The sequence below is a fragment of the Streptomyces sp. AM 4-1-1 genome, from assembly GCF_029167625.1.
Lineage (GTDB): Bacteria > Actinomycetota > Actinomycetes > Streptomycetales > Streptomycetaceae > Streptomyces.
Window position 1 is genome coordinate 1,459,664 of the sequence record NZ_CP119145.1, and the last position, 17,326, is coordinate 1,476,989.

15 protein-coding genes and 1 pseudogene are annotated in these 17,326 nt (G+C 72.6%); 4 read left to right on the forward strand and 12 right to left on the reverse strand.

Going from position 1 to position 17,326, the window contains the following annotated elements; translation table 11 throughout:
* Positions 1-8: 8 nt before the first annotated feature.
* Both PZB75_RS06050 and PZB75_RS06055 read right to left on the reverse strand, forming a co-directional pair.
* Positions 9-851 carry a 1-acyl-sn-glycerol-3-phosphate acyltransferase gene (locus PZB75_RS06050; RefSeq protein ID WP_275534252.1) on the reverse strand — a complete coding sequence of 281 codons (843 nt, stop codon included), beginning with the start codon at positions 849-851 and terminating at the stop codon, positions 9-11.
* A 166-nt stretch (positions 852-1,017) separates the two neighbouring features.
* Positions 1,018-1,209, reverse strand: a complete 192-nt coding sequence (locus PZB75_RS06055; RefSeq protein ID WP_275538926.1) for a hypothetical protein — start codon at positions 1,207-1,209, stop codon at positions 1,018-1,020.
* Here PZB75_RS06055 and PZB75_RS06060 point away from each other — a divergent pair.
* Together PZB75_RS06060 and PZB75_RS06065 are read left to right on the forward strand one after the other, a co-directional pair.
* Positions 1,141-1,920: an alpha/beta fold hydrolase gene (locus PZB75_RS06060; RefSeq protein WP_275534253.1), complete on the forward strand. Its 780-nt coding sequence runs from the start codon at positions 1,141-1,143 to the stop codon at positions 1,918-1,920. The genes PZB75_RS06055 and PZB75_RS06060 overlap by 69 nt on opposite strands.
* Positions 1,913-2,572: a hypothetical protein gene (locus tag PZB75_RS06065; protein ID WP_275534254.1), complete on the forward strand. Its 660-nt coding sequence runs from the start codon at positions 1,913-1,915 to the stop codon at positions 2,570-2,572. Before PZB75_RS06060 ends, PZB75_RS06065 begins: the two co-directional genes overlap by 8 nt.
* A 132-nt stretch (positions 2,573-2,704) precedes the next feature.
* Here the strand turns inward: PZB75_RS06065 and PZB75_RS06070 are convergent, their stop codons facing one another.
* From PZB75_RS06070 to PZB75_RS06095, 6 genes and pseudogenes are all read right to left on the reverse strand, one after another.
* Positions 2,705-3,460 carry an endonuclease/exonuclease/phosphatase family protein gene (locus PZB75_RS06070; protein ID WP_275534255.1) on the reverse strand — a complete coding sequence of 252 codons (756 nt, stop codon included), beginning with the start codon at positions 3,458-3,460 and terminating at the stop codon, positions 2,705-2,707.
* A gap of 89 nt (positions 3,461-3,549) precedes the next feature.
* On the reverse strand, positions 3,550-4,491 hold the full coding sequence (locus PZB75_RS06075) for an ROK family glucokinase (protein WP_275534256.1): 942 nt from the start codon (positions 4,489-4,491) through the stop codon (positions 3,550-3,552).
* A 442-nt stretch (positions 4,492-4,933) separates the two neighbouring features.
* Positions 4,934-5,365, reverse strand: a pseudogene (locus tag PZB75_RS06080) (DUF5304 domain-containing protein); the annotation flags it as partial.
* Between the two features lie 87 nt (positions 5,366-5,452).
* Entirely contained in the window at positions 5,453-6,766 is a 1,314-nt protein-coding gene (locus PZB75_RS06085; protein ID WP_275534257.1) for an ArsA-related P-loop ATPase, read from the reverse strand.
* A gap of 5 nt (positions 6,767-6,771) precedes the next feature.
* Complete coding sequence (locus PZB75_RS06090) at positions 6,772-7,221, reverse strand: SRPBCC family protein (RefSeq protein WP_275534258.1); 450 nt, start codon at positions 7,219-7,221, stop codon at positions 6,772-6,774.
* A gap of 111 nt (positions 7,222-7,332) precedes the next feature.
* Entirely contained in the window at positions 7,333-8,139 is an 807-nt protein-coding gene (locus PZB75_RS06095; RefSeq protein WP_275534259.1) for a metallophosphoesterase, read from the reverse strand.
* 401 nt (positions 8,140-8,540) lie between these two features.
* Here PZB75_RS06095 and PZB75_RS06100 point away from each other — a divergent pair, with 401 nt between their 5' ends.
* On the forward strand, positions 8,541-10,337 hold the full coding sequence (locus tag PZB75_RS06100; RefSeq protein ID WP_275534260.1) for an AMP-dependent synthetase/ligase: 1,797 nt from the start codon (positions 8,541-8,543) through the stop codon (positions 10,335-10,337).
* A gap of 140 nt (positions 10,338-10,477) precedes the next feature.
* Here PZB75_RS06100 and PZB75_RS06105 read toward each other — a convergent pair whose 3' ends face one another.
* Positions 10,478-11,620: a glycosyltransferase family 4 protein gene (locus PZB75_RS06105; protein WP_275534261.1), complete on the reverse strand. Its 1,143-nt coding sequence runs from the start codon at positions 11,618-11,620 to the stop codon at positions 10,478-10,480.
* 139 nt (positions 11,621-11,759) lie between these two features.
* Between PZB75_RS06105 and PZB75_RS06110 the strand changes: the two genes are divergently transcribed.
* Positions 11,760-13,187 (forward strand): glycosyltransferase family 87 protein, encoded by a 1,428-nt coding sequence (locus tag PZB75_RS06110; RefSeq protein WP_275534262.1) that lies wholly within the window; start codon positions 11,760-11,762, stop codon positions 13,185-13,187.
* Here the strand turns inward: PZB75_RS06110 and PZB75_RS06115 are convergent.
* The 3 genes from PZB75_RS06115 to PZB75_RS06125 all read right to left on the reverse strand — a co-directional run bounded on the left by PZB75_RS06115 (position 13,141) and on the right by PZB75_RS06125 (position 17,309).
* Complete coding sequence (locus PZB75_RS06115; RefSeq protein ID WP_275538610.1) at positions 13,141-14,334, reverse strand: hypothetical protein; 1,194 nt, start codon at positions 14,332-14,334, stop codon at positions 13,141-13,143. The two genes, PZB75_RS06110 and PZB75_RS06115, sit on opposite strands and share 47 nt — an antisense overlap.
* A 307-nt stretch (positions 14,335-14,641) precedes the next feature.
* A complete protein-coding gene (locus PZB75_RS06120) occupies positions 14,642-15,667 on the reverse strand; it encodes an NlpC/P60 family protein (RefSeq protein ID WP_275534263.1) in 1,026 nt (341 codons plus the stop codon).
* Between the two features lie 280 nt (positions 15,668-15,947).
* The gene (locus tag PZB75_RS06125) at positions 15,948-17,309 is read right to left on the reverse strand and encodes an NYN domain-containing protein (RefSeq protein ID WP_275538611.1); all 1,362 of its coding nucleotides are present in this window, start codon (positions 17,307-17,309) and stop codon (positions 15,948-15,950) included.
* Between the last annotated feature and the right edge of the window lie 17 nt (positions 17,310-17,326).

Below are 17,326 nucleotides of genomic sequence, written 5' to 3' on the forward strand. Positions count from 1 at the left end.
GGAACGCGTCAGGCGCCGGTCCCGTCCGGCCCCGGCCGTCCGCCCCGGTCCGCCGCGTCGTCCCCGGCAGCCGCGTCCGACCCACCGGCGGCCTCGGCCGTCTCAGCCGCTTCGGCGGTCTTCGCGGCCCTGGCCGCCTGCTTCGCCTCCTCCGCCCGGCGCTTCGCCTCCTCCGCGATCTGGCGTTTGGCGGCCGTCGCGTAGATGTCGACGTACTCCTGACCGGAGAGCTTCATGATCTCGTACATGACCTCGTCGGTCACCGAGCGCAGGATGAAGCGGTCGCCGTCCATGCCGTGGTAGCGGGCGAAGTCGAGCGGCTTGCCGATCTTGATGCCCGGCCGCATCAGCTTGGGCATGACCTTCCCCGGTGGCTGGATCTTCTCCGTGTCGATCATCGCGACCGGGATGACGGGCGCCCCCGTGGCCAGTGCCACCCGGGCGAGACCGCCGGGCTTGCCCCGGTAGAGCCGTCCGTCGGGCGAGCGGGTGCCCTCCGGGTAGATGCCGAAGAGTCCGCCCTCCTCGATGACCTGGATACCGGCCTTGATGGCCGCCTCACCGGCTCCCCGGGCCCCCGACCGGTCCACCGGGAGCTGTCCGACGCCCTTGAAGAAGGCCGCGGTGAGCTTTCCCTTCACACCGGGCGCGGTGAAGTACTCCGCCTTGGCGATGAAGGTGACCTTGCGGTCCAGAACGGCCGGCAGGAAGAACGAGTCGGAGAACGACAGATGGTTGCTCGCGAGGATCGCGGGCCCGTGCGCGGGAATGTTCTCCAGGCCCTCCACCCACGGCCTGAAGGCGAGCTTCAGAGAGCCACCGATGGAGAACTTCATTGCGCCGTAGATCAACTCGGGTGCCTCCTGTGTGCTGTCCGACAGACCTTAACCCGTACGACCTCCCGCGCCCCCGCCACGGGCTTCGGCGCCGGTCCCGCCGTAACCGCCCGTCCCGCCGGACCGCCGCGCCCGGGGAGCGCCCGGGAAACGTCCGGAGAACGTCCGGTCACGGTGGCCGTCACGTCGCGGGGCCTGTCCGGTGACGGCCCTGGTCGGTGTCGGCCCGGTCGCGTACGGTGAAGTAATCCTTGCCGCACGCCCCCCTTTCACTCCGTCCGAGCCCCAAGAACAGGAGTCCCCGGTGCCGGTCCTTCCCGGAGCCGAGCCGTTCCGCCATGAAGGCGGAGAGGTCGGCGTCCTTCTCTGTCACGGATTCACCGGTTCGCCGCGATCGATGCGCCCGTGGGCGGATCATCTGGCGGAGCGCGGGCTGACGGTCTCACTGCCGCTGCTGCCGGGGCACGGCACGAGGTGGGAGGACATGCAGATCACCCGCTGGCAGGACTGGTACGCGACGGTGGACCGGGAACTGCGTGAGCTGCGGGACAGGTGCTCCCAGGTCTTCGTGTTCGGGCTCTCCATGGGCGGCGCGCTCGCGTTGCGGCTGGCCGCGAGGCACGGCGACTCGGTCACCGGCCTGGTGCTGGTCAACCCCGCCAACAAGGTGCACGGACTCTCGGCGTACGCGCTGCCCGTCGCGCGCCACCTGGTGCGCACGACGAAGGGCCTGACGGACGACATCGCCCGGCCGCACACCACCGAACTGGGGTACGGCCGGGTGCCGCTGCACGCGGCTCACTCGCTGCGGGCGTTCTTCCGTCTGGTCGACGGCGAACTGCCGCAGGTCACCCAGCCGCTCCTGCTGGTGCACAGCCGGGAGGACCACGTGGTGCCCCCGGCCGACTCGGCCCGCGTCCTCAGCCGGATCTCGTCCACGGACGTCGAGGAGATCCTGTTGGAACAGAGCTACCACGTCGCGACGTTGGACCACGATGCGGAGCGGATCTTCGATGAGAGCTACCGGTTCATCGGCCGCCTCGCACCCAGTGTCGGGAAGAAGGGGAGCACGTCCGGTGGCTGAGCACGACGCGGAGCGCGCGGGGAGTGACGAGGAGCGCGAACCGCGCCCCGTCGAGGGAACGGCCGTGCCCGACGAGGGTCCGGACCAGACGGCACCGCTCGACGAGGACGCCATGTGGGCGGCCATCGTCAAGGGGTACGGGCAGGAGCCCCCGGACCCGCCGGGCGCCAGGCCCTTCCGGTCGATCGAGGACCTGGCCCTGCCGGACAACGGCCCCGAGGTCCTGGACCCCGACAAGGGCATGGACAAGGGCACAGGGAAGAAGTCGCCCACCCCGCCGCCGGAGAGGCCGCTGGGCAGCTCGGTGGTCTTCGCACCGGGAGTCGGCGGCCCCCGCGACTACGAGCTGCCGGACGCGCCCGCGGCCGGGTCCGGCAGCCCCGACGACTCGGACGACTCCGACGAGGGGCACTTCGTCCCGCCGGAGCCGCCGGCGCTGCCGGAGTCCGACGCCGCGGCAAAGTTCGCCTGGCTCGGGGTCATCGGCGGTCCGGTGCTGATGCTGGTCTCCATCGTCCTCCAGTGGGAGCTGACGTGGTGGCTCACCACCCTCTGCGTGGGCGGCTTCCTGGGCGGCTTCGCCACCCTGGTGGCCCGGATGCAGAGCGACGACGAGGACGACCAGGACCCGGGCCGCGGCGCGGTCGTCTGACGCCGGTCCTGACCGCGCGGCCGGGGACGGCCTCTTCCGGCGGGGACGGCCGCTCCCGGCTGAGGCGACCGCTTCCGGCTGATACGACGGTGGGAAGCGGCCGGGACGGGACGACCGCTCCCCGCCTTCGTCTCAGCCGCCCGCCGGGACCCGTAGCACCGCCAGCACCGGCAGATGGTCCGTCGCCGCGCGCAGATCCGCGTCCGTCACCCCCGGCAGCCCCCTCGGCACCCCGCAGCCGAGGACTTCGACGGCGTCCGTGGCGAGGACGGCGTCGATGCGCCTGCGTGGCGCGTCGGACGAGAAGGTGTGCTCGCCGCCCCACGGCCGGACCGACCAGCAGTCCTGGAGCCGGTCCGTCAGCTTCCGGAAGGCGGGCCCCTCCGGTACGTCGTTGAGGTCACCCGCCACGATCGCGTGCGGCGCCTCCATCGCGTCCAGCCGGTCGAGCAGCGTTCCCGCCTGGACCGTCCGCTCGGCGGCGTCCAGACCGAGATGACAGCTGAGCAGTCCGATCCGGGTGCCGCCGATCCGTACCACCGCCGTGGCGAAACCCCTCCGGTGCAGTCCGGGAGTACGCGGCAGCAGTACGTCCTCGACGCGTTCCACGGCGACGCGCAGCGAACTCAGGAGCAGCGGTCCGGCCGCGGTCGCCCCGCCGCCGAGGACGACCAGCCCGGCGCGGGCGGCGAGCCGGGCGGCCTTCTTGCGCCAGCGGAAGAAGCGCGGGGCCTCCTGGACGAAGACCAGATCGGGTACGCAGGCGCGGATCACGCGGACCAGCGCCTCGCGGTCGTCGCGCAGCGAGCGGACGTTGTAGCAGAGCACTCTGACGACGACCGAACCGTCCGGCTCGGTACGGGAGTCGGGCAGCGGTGTCGTGATCATGCGGTTCACGATACGGCGGACGCCCGCCGCTCCCCGAGGGGCGCGACGGGCGTCCGGTGATGTCCGTGCGACGGCTGCGAGCGGGGCCCTCAGCCCTGCCGGGCCAGGTCCGCCGCACCCACGAGCCCTGCCTTGCCGCCCAGTTGGGCCGCGAGCACCTGGGCGTGCGGTCGCCACTGGCCGCCGATCAGCCAGCGCCGGAACGACTTGCGGATGGGGTCGAGCACCAGCTCGCCCTCGTCCGAGACACCGCCGCCGACGATGAACGCCGACGGGTCGAAGAGCGAGGCGAGGTCGGCGAGTCCGGCGCCGGCCCAACGGGCCAGTTCGCGGAACGAGTCGACGGCCACCGGGCAGCCCTGCCGGGCGGCCTCACTGATGTGCGGGCCCTCGATGCCCTCGGGCGTCCCGTCGCCGAGCGCCAGCAGGATCGGGGCGTTCTCCGGGGTGGCGTTGGCGCGCTGCTTGGCGTACCGGACGAGGGCGCGTCCGGAGGCGTACTGCTCCCAGCAGCCCTGGCTGCCGCAGCCGCACAGCAGGCCGTCCGGGACGACCCGGATGTGGCCGAACTCGGCGGCCACCCCGAAGCGTCCGCGGCGCAGCTTGTTGCCGATGATGATGCCGCCGCCCAGGCCGGTACCGAGGGTGATGCAGATGACATCCTCGTGCCCCTGGCCCGCGCCGAAGCGGTACTCGCCCCAGGCGGCGGCGTTGGCGTCGTTCTCGACGACCACGGGCAGGCCGACGCGCTGCTCGACCTTGTCCTTCAGTGGTTCGTGCCGCCAGTCGATGTTCGGCGCGAAGAGCACGGTGGCACGCTTGTCGTCGACGTATCCGGCGGCTCCGACGCCGACCGCCTCGATCTCGTGTCCGTCGCTCGCGCCGCCCACCGCCGCGCAGATGGCGTCGACGATGCCTTCGGCCGTCGCGGGAGTCGGCACTTTGAACGTCGAGAGGATATGGCCCTCTTCGTCGACCACTCCCGCTGCGATCTTCGTGCCGCCGATGTCGACGCCGATGGTGAGTCCCATGAATCCCTCAGTTCCGGTCGAGCCCCGCTGACCGCCAACCGTACCCGAGCCGGGGCCCCGCAGCCGCCCGCACGGCCGGGCCCGGCCGGTCGCCGGGGGGCCGGACCGGGCCCGGCCGGTCACCCGAGCCGGGTGTCGGAGCCGGTTGCCGACGGCCGGTCCGTCAGGTCGATCCAGGACCGTCACGTCGGTCCAGGACCGTCACGTCGATCCAGGACCGTCACGTCGATCCAGGACCGTCGGGTCGGTCTCAGTCAAGGGGGATGTGCCCGCTGGGCTCCTGGCCCTCGTCACGCGGGCCCGCGTCGTCCCCCGGGCCCGCCCCGTCGCGCGGGCCGCCCTCGTCCCGCGGGCCGTCGGTTCCCTTGGCACCATCGGTCCTCGTGCCGGAGTCCTGGGACCGCGCGGCCCCGTCCCGGCCGTCCGCTTCCGCCCCGGTGCCCCGGCCGTCGCGATCCCCCCGGCCGTCGCGATCCCCCCGGCTGTCGCGGTCGCCCTGGCTGTCGCGGTCGCCCTGGGTCCAGCGGCGTTCCTGGGTCTCGACCGCGGAGCGGTACGCGGCGAGCAGTTCGCCGCCCGCCGCCGCGAGGTGGTCGAAGACGCCCGGATTACGCTCTACGACGGGTTCCACCACCGACCTGGCCTGCTTGACGACCTGCCGTACGGCGCCCTGGGCGGCCATCCCGAACAGCGGCGACCCGAACGCGGCGATCTTGTCCGCGACGGCGTCGACGAGCTTGCGCAGCTCCTCGGCGGCCGCGCCGGGCGGCGGACCGTACTCGGCGCGGCGGCGGGCCTTCTCGGCCGCCAGGTCCTCGGCGCAGGCGCTCGCCCAGGCGTCGTCGTCGACGGGGCGTTCGGTGGCTTCGCTCATGACGGACTCCTGCGGCACGGACGAGGGGCGGCGGCGGGCGGGGGAACATCCCGCACCATCGACGTTACCCGAACGCCGGTACGACGTTCAGTGGGTACGCGGCCACAGTGCGGGGTCCGGGGCGAACCGGACCCGGAGCACCCCTTCGGTCAGCGCGGCCCCGACGACCGTGCAGCGGCGCAGCCCGGACTCCAGGGGCATGATCCGACGGAACGGGCCGACGGTGAGGAACAGTTCGTCGCCCCGGCGCACCAGGTGGACGTCCTCCTTGACGGCTCCGGGCAGCGGCAGGTTCCAGACGAGGGTGCCCTCGGGCTCGTCCGGACGCGTGCCCGTCGTGATCCGGCCGTCCCGGGGCGCGTCGTCCGGCGCGGGAGGGTGCTCGATCCACCAGGGGGCGTCCGCGCGCCCCGGCGTACGCCCCGGGTCGAGCCCGGTCCCGGCGAGTCCGCCGCCGGCGGACGTGCGCTCACGGGCCCCGGGCGGTCCGGAGGTGTCACCGTCCGCCGCGGTGTCCAGCAGCGTGAGGTCGTCGACGCCCCTGGGGTCGCGGCCGATGTGGGGCACCTCGCACAGGGCGGTGGCGGGTGGCCACTCCTCGTGCCAGCGGCTCAGGCACTTGCGCTGCTGGGCGGCCAGGGTGGCGAGCCAGGGATCGCCGCAGTGGCCGGGCAGCACCCGGTTGGCCACCAGGGTGTCGACGCGCAGTCCGTGCAGGGCGAGCCCGGTACGGGCGGTGCGCAGGGCGTCCTCGGCGGCGGGACCGGGTTCGGCGACCAGCCGGACGGTGGTGGCGCGGTCCTCGATCAGGGTCTGGACGGCGGCCAGTTCGGCGTCCCGGCGGGCGGCGGTCTCGTACAGCCACTGCGCGGGCATCGGGACACCGGCGAGCTGGGCGAGCATCGGGCGCAGCGCGCGGGCGGCCTGCCGTTCGGGAGGCAGCAGCCGGCGCAGATAGCGGCGGAGCTGTTCGGGGAGGGCGAGCAGGGCGAGCGCGTCGGTCAGCGGTGGCAGTTCGACGACGAGGAGGTCCTGGCCGTCCTCCGTGAGCTCGCCGGCGGCGGCCCGGCGCAGGGTGTGCAGGAGGGCGAGCTGGGCGCCGCCGGGCAGTTCGGTGATCTCCTCGGCGTCGAGCCGCTTGCCGCCGAGCAGGTCGAGGACGCCGGACGCCTGGTCCTGGAGCGCGAGGAGTTCCGCGCGGAAGTGGGCGCCGGAGTCGACGCGGGCGTACCGGAGGTTGTCCGTGACGGGGGTGGGCGTCGTGGTCCGGGGGAATCCGGGTACCGGGTCCGCGGTGAGGAGCAGGGTGCGGTGGCCGCGGCGGGCCGCGGCCAGGGCGGTGGCCGCGGCGACGGTGGTACGGCCGGCGCCGCCGGGGCCGGTGACGAGGACCGTACGCACGCGGATCAGTCCTTCGGGACGGACTCGACGCGCTTCTTCAGACCGGCCAGCGCGCGGTCGATGATGACCTTCTCCGCCTTGCGTTTGATCATGCCGAGCATCGGGATCTTGACGTCGACGGTGAGCCGGTAGGTGACCTCGGTGCGCTCGCCCTCGCCGAGCGGGGCGAGCGCGTAGGAACCGTCGAGGGCGCGCAGCATCTGCGACTTCACCAGGGTCCAGCTGACCTCGGTCTCACCGGTCCAGGTGTACGCGAGGGTGTGGTCGTCCTTGATCGCCCCGGCGTCCAGGACGAGCCGGACCTTCTCCGCGCGGCCCCGGTCGTCGGTCGCGAGGACGTCGGCCTCCTTGACCTCGCCGGTCCACTCCGGGTAGCGGGCGAAGTCGGCGATCACTCCCATGACGTCGGCCGGTGCCGCCTCGATCGTGATGGTCGAGCTGGTGTGTTCAGCCATCGCCGTGGCTCCTCCAGTGCGGTGTACCGGTCCCGTTCGGCAGTGGGCTGCCGCTTGAAGGCTATCGCGTGGCGGACGGCGTCCGGTCCACGGGCCGGGAGGCTCCCGCGCTCACCATTCCAGGGCCCAGGGGCGGCCGGTGGACGCGAAGTGGCCGACGTTGACGCACTCGGTGGCACCGATCCGCATCCGGCGCGCGAGGGGCTGATGGACATGGCCGAAAAGGGCGTACCGGGGCCGTGTCCGGTGGATGGCGTCGAGCAGGGCCCGGCTGCCGCGTTCGAAGCGGCGGGCGACGGTGTCGTACGTCAGCTCGGGCACGTCGGGCGGGATGTGGGTGCACAGCACGTCGACCTCGCCGACCGCCTCGATCTTGGCCGCGTACTCCTCGTCGCCGATCTCGTACGGGGTGCGCATCGGGGTCCGCAGGCCGCCGCCGACGAACCCGAAGACCCGGCCGCCGATCTCGGCGCGCTCGCCGTCGAGGACGGTGGTGCCCGACCGGGCGTACTCGGGCCAGAGGCCGGGGACGTCGACGTTCCCGTAGGTGGCGTACGTCGGGGTCGGGAAGGCCGCGAACAGCTCGGCGTACTGCTTGCGCACGGCGGCGAGCGTGGCGGCCTCCCGGTCGAGCCCGGCCCACAGGCCCCGGCCGAACTCGCGGGCCTCCTCGAAGCGGCGCGCGGTGCGCAGTTCGACGATCCGGTCGGCGTTCTCCTTCCCGAAGAGGTCGGGGAAGATGCCGCGCGAGTGATCGGCGTAGTCGAGGAAGAGCACCAGGTCGCCCAGGCAGACCAGGGCGTCGGCGCCGTCCCCGGCGCGGGCCAGGGCCTCGGCGTTGCCGTGCACGTCGCTGACGACGTGGACGCGGGTGCGAGGCGGGGCGGTGGTGTCTCGGCTGTCCGGTCCTGCTGGCATGACGATCACCTTACGACCTCGTTCACACCGGGACCGGGCTGTCGGCGCCCCGGCGGAGGGGATGGTCGCGCGAGGCGCCGGCGGCCATGGAGCGGTGGCGCCTCGCGCGAGCGTCCCACCCGTGACCCGGTGGTCTTGCGCCGACGCCCCGGAGAAGGACTCTGGCGACCTGCGGACACTTCCGGGCGATATAGGGGGTGGACTACTCTGCGTCCAGAGAGCACCAATATGTGTGACGCATAAGACATCTCGCCGGGACCCCCTATCCGGAACCGAGTACTGGTGGGTAACGTCCGGGCAGTCCAGTCGTACTCACCCCCACTGAGCACCTGCCATTCCTGGACCGCAACCGGCGCATCACACAGAGCCGTGGCACCGGAGCCCGATGAGGAGCAGCAGTCTTGCGCGAGTTCAGCCTTCCGGCCCTGTACGAGGTCCCTTCGGACGGCAACCTGACGGATCTCATCCGCCGCAACGCCGCTCAGCATCCCGACGTCGCGGTGATGAGCCGCAAGGAGGGTGACTCCTGGGTCGACGTCACCGCCACCCGGTTCCTGGCCGAGGTGAGAGCCGTCGCGAAGGGGCTGATCGCCGCGGAGGTGCGGCCCGGCGACCGGGTGGCCCTGATGTCCCGTACCCGGTACGAGTGGGTGCTGCTGGACTTCGCGATCTGGAGCGCGGGAGCGGTCACCGTGCCGGTGTACGAGACCAGTTCGGCCGAGCAGGTGCAGTGGATTCTCAGCGACTCGGGCGCGGTGGCGGTGATCGTGGAGAGCGACGCGCACGCCGGATCGCTCGCCTCCGTCCGGGACGAACTGCCGGAGCTGCGGCGGACGTGGCAGATCGACAGGGGCGCGGTCGACGAACTGGCCTCGGCGGGCGCGGGCGTCTCCGAGGAGACGGTCGACGCGCGCAGCGCGGCGGCGCGGGCGGACGACCCGGCGACCATCGTCTACACCTCGGGCACCACCGGCCGCCCGAAGGGCTGTGTGCTGACGCACCGCAGCTTCTTCGCGGAGTGCGGCAATGTGGTGGAGCGGCTGAAGCCCCTCTTCCGTACCGGCGAGTGTTCCATCCTGCTCTTCCTGCCCGCCGCCCATGTCTTCGGGCGGCTGGTCGAGGTCGCGGCGGTGATGGCCCCGATCAGGCTCGGCTGCGTACCGGACATCAAGAACCTCACCGACGAACTCGCCTCCTTCCGGCCGACGTTGATCCTCGGTGTGCCGCGCGTCTTCGAGAAGGTCTACAACGCGGCGCGGGCCAAGGCGCAGGCGGACGGCAAGGGGAAGATCTTCGACCGGGCGGCGGAGACCGCGATCGCCTACAGCCGCGCGCTGAGCACTCCGCAGGGTCCGTCGATCGGTCTGCGGTTGAGGCACCTGGTGTTCGACAAGCTGGTGTACCGCAAGCTGCGGGCGGTGCTCGGGGGACGCGGCGAGCACGCGATCTCGGGCGGCGCCCCGCTGGGCGAACGGCTGGGTCACTTCTACCGGGGCATCGGCTTCACGGTCCTGGAGGGGTACGGCCTGACGGAGAGCTGCGCGGCCAGCGCCTTCAACCCGTGGGACCGGCAGAAGATCGGCACGGTGGGCCAGCCGCTGCCCGGCTCGGTGGTCCGGATCGCGGACGACGGCGAGGTGCTGCTGCACGGCGAGCACCTGTTCACGGGTTACTGGAACAACGAGCAGGCGACGGCCGACGCGCTGGCCGACGGCTGGTTCCACACGGGCGACATCGGGACCCTGGACGAGGACGGCTATCTCGCGATCACCGGCCGCAAGAAGGAGATCATCGTGACGGCGGGCGGCAAGAACGTCGCCCCGGCCGTCATCGAGGACCGTATCCGCGCGCACGCCCTGGTCGCGGAGTGCATGGTGGTCGGCGACGGGCGGCCGTTCGTGGGCGCGCTGATCACCCTCGACGAGGACTTCCTGACACGCTGGGCCGACGAGCACGGCAAGCCGGCCGGTTCGACGGCGGCGGCGCTGCGTGACGATCCGGAGCTGCTGGCCGAGGTGCAGCGGGCGGTGGACGACGGGAACGCGGCCGTGTCCAAGGCGGAGTCGGTACGGAAGTTCCGTGTGCTGTCCGCGCAATTCACCGAGGAGGCGGGGCACATCACGCCGTCCCTGAAGCTGAAGCGGAACGTGGTGGCGAAGGACTTCGCGGACGAGGTGGAGTCGATCTACCGGGGCTGAGCCGTCGCCATACACACCACGGGCGGGGCGCCCGCGCTGCCGGCGCGGGCGCCCCGCCCGTCCCCGTGGCCCACTCGTACTCACTCCGGCCCGCTCCGGACCCACTCGTACTCACTCCGGGCCCACTCCGGACCCATGGGTCACAGCAGGGACTTGAGCCGTTCGGCGAGCAGGTCCCAGCGCCATTTCTCCTCGACCCAGGCCCGGCCCCGCTCCCCCATCCGCCGGCGCAGCTCCGGATCGGTGAGCAGGGTGCTGATCCGGTCGGCGGACTCCTCGGCGGAACCTCCCCGCACCACCCATCCCGTCTCGCCGTCGAGCACCGCGTCGGGGGCTCCGCCGGAGTCGCCCGCCACCACCGGCAGACCGGTGGCGGACGCCTCCAGGTAGACGATCCCCAGGCCCTCCACGTCGAGTCCGCCGCGGCGGGTGCGGCACGGCATCGCGAAGACGTCACCGGCGCCGTAGTGGGCGGGCAGTTCCGACCAGGGCACCGGGCCGGTGAAGCGCACCGAGTCCGCGACCCCGGTGTCGGCGGCGAGCTTCCCCAGATCCCTGGCGTACGGCCCGCCGCCGACGATCAGCAGCACCGTGTCCGGGACCCGTGCCAGGATCGCGGGCATGGCCCGGATCAGCGTGTCCTGTCCCTTGCGCGGCACCAGCCGGGAGACACAGACCACGACGGGCCGGTCGGACAGTCCGAGCCGGGCCCTGACCAGGTCCCCGCCGGAGTCCGGGTGGAAGGTCTTCTCGTCGACACCCGGCGGCAGTTGCGTCATCCGGGCGGCGGCGCCCGGGGTGAGCGCTTCCGCGATCCGGGAGCGGGTGTACTCACCGAGGAAGGTGAGCGTGTCCGTGCCCTCGCCGATCCGGCGCAACAGCTGTCGGGAGCCGGGCAGTTGGGCCCAGCCCGCCTCGTGCCCGTGCGTGGTGGCCACGATGCGGCGGGCCCCGGCCCGGCGCAGCGCGGGGGCCATCAGCCCGAGCGGCGCGGCGGCCCCGAACCACACGGACGAGCACTCGTGTTCACGCAGCAGCCGCACCGCCCGCCGGGTCACCGCGGGGGTCGGCAGCAGCATCGTCGTACGGTCGCGGACCACGGTGAAGGGCTGCTCGGCGTCGAAGGCCGCTGTGGCCTCGGCGCCTTCCCGGCCGCGCTTCCAGGTGGAGGCGAGGACGACGAGCCGGTCCGGGTCCAGTCGCAGCGCCATGTTGTGCAGGAACGCCTGGATGCCACCGGGGCGGGGCGGGAAGTCGTTGGTCACGATCAGGGTCTTGTCCATCGCCGCCGACAGTACCGAACAGCCACGCCGCGTCGCCCCCGCACGGTCCCGCCGGGCATGATGGCTCCTCTTACGACCTTGCTCCCCTCCCTGACCTGGGCGAGGTCGTCACCACCGGCACGAGGAACGGAACGCAGTGATGGCGGCAGCACGCGGCACCAGGTCGACGCTCGCACCGGTCGCGGTGTGGGCCCTCACCCGCACCGCGCTGTTGCTCTGCGTGTTCAAGGTGGTCACGGTGCCCGGCCCCGACGTCACGAGCGACGTCTCGGCGATCTACCACGGCTGGTCCGAGGTGCTGCGGTCCGGCACCTACCCGCTGCACGACATCACCTGGCAGTACCCGCCGGTCGCCGCGCTGGCCGTGCTCTCCCCCGGGCTGCTGCCGTTCCTCGACTACACCTCGGCGTTCTTCGTGCTCGTCCTGCTCTGCGACGCGCTGGTGCTCGGTCTGCTGCGGCCCGCGGCCCGGCGGGGGCGCTCGGCGGGCGTCTGGGTGTGGGTGGCGGGGGTGCCGCTGCTCGGCACGACCTCGTACGCCCGGTACGACCTGATGGTGGCGGCGGTCGCGGTCGCGGCGCTCCTCGCCGGGGTACGCAGGCCGCGGGTGATGGGCGCGCTGGCCGCCTTCGGCGCGATGCTGAAGGTGTGGCCGCTCCTGCTGCTGGTGGGGACGCCGCGCGGGCGGGTGACGCGCCGGTCGTGGACGGCGGCGGTGGTGACCTCGGTGGCGCTGCTCGTGGCGTGCCTGGTGTCGGCCCCGGGCGCGCTGGCGTTCCTCGGCTTCCAGCGCGACCGGGGCACCGAGGTCGAGTCGCTGGGCGCGCTGGTCTTCCACGTGGCGCGGCAGTTCGGCTGGCAGGGGCGGGTGGAGCTGAATTACGGCTCGATCGAATTCCTCGGTCCGTACGTGCCGCTGGTGAGCGGGATCGCCCTGGGGCTCTCGGTGCTGGCCTTCGGCTGGCTGCTGATGTGGCGGTTGCTGGCCCGTACGTTCACACCGGGCACCCCGGCGGACGCGGCGTTCACGGCGGTGCTGCTGTTCACCACCACGAGCCGGGTGCTCAGCCCCCAGTACATGCTGTGGCTGGTCGCGCTGGCGGCGGTCGCGCTGGTCTCCCGGCACAGCCGAATGGGCCTGCCTGCCGGACTGGTGCTGATCGCCACGGGCGTCACCCAGCTGGAGTTCCCGCTCGGCTTCGTCCATGTGGTGACGAGCGACGCGACGGGCGTGACCCTGCTGTTCGTGCGCAACGGTCTGCTGGTGGCGGCGTGCCTGATCGCTGCCCGGCGGCTGTGGCGGCAGACCCTCCCGGCACTCGGGGCCGCCGACGGCCGCGCGGGGACGGCCGATGAGGGTACGGAACCGGCGCACGACCGCGCGAAGACGGACGGCCACGCGAAGACGGATGATCGTACCGGGACCGGCGGACGTACCGGGACCGGCGGACGTACCGGGACCGGCGGGCGTACGGAAGCGGCCGGCCGCGCCGAGCCGGACGAGCGCGACGCCGGACCCCTCAGGCGGTCAGCCGGTCGCGCAGATACTCCCGCCAGCGCGCCGTGAGGTCCTGCGGGGTCGTGGCCAGCACCTCGTGCGTCGCCCGCTCCACCGCCCCGTCCCGCTCCTGACCCGCCCCCACGGCCTTGTAGAAGGCGATCAGCTTCTCCTCGCCCCACCGGTCCGCGATCAGCGCGCAGGCCAGCCGGCCGCCCTCGTAGGCCCTCGCGAGCCGGTCCGCGTCACCGGCGAACCCGAAGTCCTCGTCGGTGGGGAGCGTGGCGGGGAGGTCGCCGCGCCGGACGGCGTCGGCCAGTTCGGGGGCGATCTCCGCATCCGTGCCGTGCTCGTCGCGGTAGGCCGCCCAGTCGGCGAAGCCCTCCGAGAGCCACAGGGGGGTGGCCGCCGAGGTGTCGGCGCGGGTGGCGACATGGGTGGTCTCGTGGGTGAGGACGACCCGCTGTCCGACGGAACCGAGCAGCGCGTACGCCTGCGGGTTCACGATCACCCGGTCCGCCGGGGCCTTCGCCCGGTCACCGCCCGTCTCCCCGGTGGTGACCGCCGCTATGCCCCGGTAGTTCGCGGCGGGCGACCCCAGCAGCTCGGCCATGTCCTCCACCGAGTCCGGCACCAGCACCACCACCCGGCGCGCCCATGTGCGCGGCCAGGCCGCCGAGACGGCCGGTACCGCCCGGTCCGTGGTGTCGGCGATCCGGCGCAGCTCCGCGGGCTCGCGGCCGACGCCGAGCACCAGACTGCGGCTGCCCCGCACGACCTGGACGTCGCCCTGCTGCCACAGCTCCCGGCCGCCGTCCCCGCCCGGCCGGTCGGCCGCGATGTACCAGCGCCCGGCCGGCTCGTCCCGCTCCAGGTCCAGTCGGCGGTCCGAGGTGACCGGGGCGTTGTCGTAACCGTCGATCCGGTAGCGCAGTTCGACGTCCGCGGTGGCCCGTCCGGCACCGCGCTCACGCACCGACCGCACCCGGTACGTCCACGAACTCAGCGGCACGTCCGCCAGGTTCCGCAGCTCCCTGCTCTGCGCGGCCCGCAGCGCCGCGTCCCGGGGATCGACGGCGGCGAGATAGCCCGCCGGGTCGTGGTCCAGCACGGCGGCGGCGCGGCGGTCGAGGACGGTGCGGATGTCCCGGGCGGTCGCGGAGCCCCGGGAGGAGTCCGGCACGGAGGGCGCGGACGAGCAGCCCACGAGCGGCAGCAGTACGACGAGTGCCACACCCACCGCGCGCCGGGCCGCCGCCCGTCGTGGGCCGCCCGACCGTCGTCGCCCCTCGTCCGCACCGCATCGCTGACCTGCCACCCTGCCGAGGGTAACGACAGCCCTCACGGCCGGAGCAGGCGGACAGCGGCGGGCGACCACGGCGCGGCCAGGGACCACGCCGGGCGTCGGGCACGGAGGCGGGCGACCCACGCGGAGGACGGCGGCGCCCCGCCGGGTGACCTCTGGTCTCCGGCGGGGCGAGACGTCAGCAAAAACGTGTGTGAATTCCCTCGTTCGAGGGGTATCAGATACGTACGCCGAACTGGAAGCTACCGAGGTAGCCCATCGACTCGTAGCGGACGAAAGCACCCGGCTTCGGGGCGTGCAGGACCGTGTTGTTGCCCGCGTACAGGCCCACGTGGGAGGTGTTGTTGAAGAAGACGAGATCGCCCGGCTTGAGCGCGCTGCGCCCGATCCGCGTGCCGTCGTTGATCTGGGTGTACGTGACGCGGGAGATGTTCACGCCCGCCTGGGCGTAGGCCCACTGCGTCAACCCCGAGCAGTCGAACGAGCTGGGTCCCGTACCGCCGCGGAAGTACGGCTTGCCCACCTGGGTGGCGGCGGCGGCGAGAGCGTTGGCGCCACGGGCCGAGGCCGGGGCCTCGTTGCCCAGTTCGACGCGTTCGCCCGCGTCGCGGCTGGCGCGCACGTCGTCCTTGCGCATCTGCTCACGCTCGGCGACCGTGAAGGTGTTGAGGAGGCGTTGCGCCTCGGCGAGCTTGCCCTGGAACTTCTTCTTCTTCTCACCGAGCGTCTTGCGGACGTCCGCGAGGTCGCCCAGCTTGTCCTGGGCCTCCTTGCGCTGCTGCGCCAGGGTGCGCTGCTTCGCCTGGATCTTGGCCAGCGCCTCGGTCTGCTTGGCGGTCAGCTGGTCGAGGGCCGAAGCCTTGTCGAGGAAGGTGTCCGGGTCCGAGGCGAGGAAGAGCTGCACGGACGGGTCGATGCCGCCGGAGCGGTACTGCGCGCTGGCCAGTGAACCGAGGCCGCCGCGCAGTGCGTTGAGCTCGTCCTGACCACGGGCGACCTTGTCCTGGAGCGCGCCGACCTGCTTCTCCAGCTTCTTCTGCTGCTCCTTGGCCCCGGTGTACTGCTCGGTGGCGGCTTCCGCCTCGTGGTAGAGCTTGTCGACCTCGGCCTTGGCCTCGCTCTTGGTCGGCTTCGGATCGGCGTGAGCAGCCTGGGAGGTGAGGGCGACGGCCGCGGCGGCGGTTGCGGTGAGCACGGTCACACGAATGCGGCTCGGCTGCTTGGGACGACGGTGGGACGCCACGAAGGCGAGCTCCTTCTTCCTCGAGCCGCCTACCGGGGTGGGGAGAGAGATCCCCGGCTCCGTACACGTCACGGACTCGGCGGTGCCTCCGCCGTCACCCCGGGTGGGTGATCAACCGTGCGAAGGTTCGAGCCCTGACCCTAGTGACCATCTTGTGATCAGTTCAAATCCTCGCAGCAAAAATCTACACCCGAACGGCACTTCTTTACTTACATCGCACTGGCTGTAGGCACGACTTGACAGTACGTACGAATAACTCCGGCATGTCGCACAAGTGCGACTAGACGCGCGAAAGCCGCTTGAGGAGCAAGGCGGACGCAACGGGCCTGGCCCCCGCCTTCGCCACCCCGTCGGCCACCTCACGGTCGGTGGAGACCACGACGACCGGCCGGCCGGGCGGCTCGGCCCGCGCCAGCTGTCTGATCAGCTCATCGGCGGTCACCCCCGCCTTGCTGAACAGCACCCGTACCCCGCGCGGCGGCGCCAGCAGTACCGGCACGGCCAGCTCCGCCCCGTCGAACACACAGGTCATCTCCGCGCCGGTCTGCGCGGCGAGCACCGAGAGACCCCCCAGCAGCCGCAACCGCTGCTTCTCCAGCGGCATCTGCGGATAGCCGGTCTTGGTGACGTTGTAACCGTCCACGATCAGATGCGCCTGAGGCAGTGCCAACAACTGGTCGAGCAGCGCCGGATCGGTGTCCGAAAGTGCCCTGGCGGCGATGTCCTTGGGCGACATCCGGCTCGGCTCGACCGCGTCCACACTGTCGGCGGGACGGATCGAGGACGGCGGCAGCGCCAGTTCCCTGCGCAGCCCGCGCGCCGCGTCGAGCACCGTGTCGAGGAGCAGCCGCAGCCGCATGTCCTCGACCGAGCGCCCTTCCCTGGCGGCCCTTCGGCCCGCCTCCACGGACGCCTCCGCCTCGCCGAGCCGTGCCTTGAGCCGCCGGGACTCGCTCTCGGCCGCCGAGAGCTGGGCGGCGGCCTCGGCCCGTGCGGTCTCGGTCTCGGCCCGGTGGCGCCGCAGCGCGGCCTCGCCCCGCTTCACGTCGCTGAGGGCGCTGCGGAGTTTGCGGTGGAGCGAGTCCGTCTCCTTGCGGGCCGCGTCGAGTTCCGCGCGCAACCGCTCGGTGTCGGACCTCGCCTGCGACCTGATCTGGCCCAGCTCCTCGCGCAGCCGCTCCAGTTCGCGCCGGTTCTCCTCGTCGATCCGCTCCGCGTCGGCCCGCTGGGCCTCCTCGCCCGCCGCGGCCACCAGCTTCACCCAGCCGACCGGCCGCAGCACATAGGCCGCGGCGGCCACGTCGAGGGGGTCGGCGGCGGCCGGCGGCGCACCGGCCTCCAGCGCCGCCGCCAGCTCGGGCTGGGCCAGCGCCAGCCGTTCGCCGATCCGGCGGCGGAACACCGCGTCGCCCTCCAGCGCCGCCGCCATCGCGTTCCCGGCGAACTTCGCACGCCTGCTCGGCGTGAATCGCGCGTACTGTCTCAGCTGCGCCGGGAGTTCACCGACGGTGAGCGCGCCGAACGCGTCCGAGACCAGCGCGACGACCCGCCGCCGTACGCCCTCGGGCAGCGGGCGGTCGAGCGCCTCGACGGCGTCGTCGGCCGAATCGGCCGACTCGGCGCCGCTAGCGGGCTGCTCCACCATCCGTCACCCCATCA

What these genes read in the sequence shown, in the direction of transcription:
- PZB75_RS06095 (WP_275534259.1), bottom strand. Translation starts at nt 8,139, where the DNA reads ATGCCAGCAGGACCGGACAGCCGAGACACCACCGCCCCGCCTCGCACC.
- PZB75_RS06090 (WP_275534258.1), bottom strand. Translation starts at nt 7,221, where the DNA reads ATGGCTGAACACACCAGCTCGACCATCACGATCGAGGCGGCACCGGCC.
- PZB75_RS06070 (WP_275534255.1), bottom strand. Translation starts at nt 3,460, where the DNA reads ATGATCACGACACCGCTGCCCGACTCCCGTACCGAGCCGGACGGTTCG.
- PZB75_RS06105 (WP_275534261.1), bottom strand. Translation starts at nt 11,620, where the DNA reads ATGGACAAGACCCTGATCGTGACCAACGACTTCCCGCCCCGCCCCGGT.
- PZB75_RS06075 (WP_275534256.1), bottom strand. Translation starts at nt 4,491, where the DNA reads ATGGGACTCACCATCGGCGTCGACATCGGCGGCACGAAGATCGCAGCG.
- PZB75_RS06110 (WP_275534262.1), top strand. Translation starts at nt 11,760, where the DNA reads ATGGCGGCAGCACGCGGCACCAGGTCGACGCTCGCACCGGTCGCGGTG.